The organism is Vibrio sp. Vb1554 (assembly GCF_033344235.1).
In genome coordinates this window covers 1-1,093 of record NZ_JAWPOJ010000399.1, presented here as the reverse complement: position 1 = coordinate 1,093, position 1,093 = coordinate 1, and the positions used below count along the sequence as shown (strand labels likewise).

Annotated in this window: 2 protein-coding genes and 1 pseudogene; all 3 read right to left on the bottom strand. The window is 45.8% G+C overall.

Annotated features, from left to right (window positions below):
* Positions 1-49: 49 nt before the first annotated feature.
* Complete coding sequence (locus tag R8N28_RS26600) at positions 50-700, bottom strand: carboxymuconolactone decarboxylase family protein (RefSeq protein ID WP_318183838.1); 651 nt, start codon at positions 698-700, stop codon at positions 50-52.
* 58 nt (positions 701-758) lie between these two features.
* A complete protein-coding gene (locus R8N28_RS26595; protein WP_020838316.1) occupies positions 759-893 on the bottom strand; it encodes a hypothetical protein in 135 nt (44 codons plus the stop codon).
* A 34-nt stretch (positions 894-927) separates the two neighbouring features.
* Positions 928-1,093: pseudogene (locus R8N28_RS26590) on the bottom strand (cupin domain-containing protein); the annotation flags it as partial.

Here is a 1,093-nt window from a genome sequence, read left to right as displayed (position 1 = left end):
GTTACTTAGTGTAGAAAGCGATTGAACACATCTCCCAAACCCAAAACAATCAGTTTTTGGCGTCTAACACCGAATCCAGTACAGATTGAGCATTACTCGCAATACTTTCACCACAGCACTGCTTTAAAACCAGAATGAAATCATTCAGTTCTTCGGCAGACACGCCATTATTCATGCTGATGTTGTAGTGAGCCGCAAGCTGGCTGTTCACTCCTTTGATATTTGCCAGCGCTGCAATCGTGGCAATTTCTCGTTGTTTCCACGTCAGGAGGTCACGCGCGAAAATGTCACCAAACAAATGGGCTTTTAAGTACTGATCTATTTGAGGTGAGAAGTCGAACAGCGGGCCTTTGACTTGCATACCGACCAGCGTGGTTTGGTTCTGACTGCCTAGCTCTAAGCTGCTTTTATCTGCCGTCAACTGCGTCGATTCACGCCCTAATATGTCGGTAATACCACGATTTTTGCGCACTTCAACCACATCCATAAAAGCAGCCAATCCATTCAAACTGCGGGGAAAACCTGCGTAAGCGTATAGTTGAGCGAGAACTTCTTTAATCTCATTGATCGTTAAGCCGCTTTCTAAACCATCATTCAGGCTAATCTTGAGTTTTTCTACGTCACCGCTTGCGGTGAAAGCCGCGATTGGAACGATGGCTCGTTCTTTATTACTCAATTTATCTGTTGCAAAAGCAGGCATAACAGCGGATATCGTTGTCATAGTCAGTACCCAAATTAATATGGACTTGATTGAAGTTTTAATCGCGATCATCGTCAGAACCTTCCGTTAGTTGACCACGCGCCGAAGCGACTTGAAGAGCCATAAAAGCGACACCAATGAGCGCAATCTTTACGCTCATGTAAGTTTGATATTTACTTGGCTTGCCTGTCATTGTCAGATCTCCGACGTCCTAAGTTAGCGTTCAATTAGCCAAGCTCTGCGTACTCTTCGTCCGTCACGGGTTCACACCACTCATTGCTTGCTCCTTCAGCGGGTATTTCTATTGCTACATGTGAAAACCAGCTGTCTTTAGCTGCGCCATGCCAATGCTTAGTGCCAGGCGCAATATGCACGACATCGCCCACGTTGAGC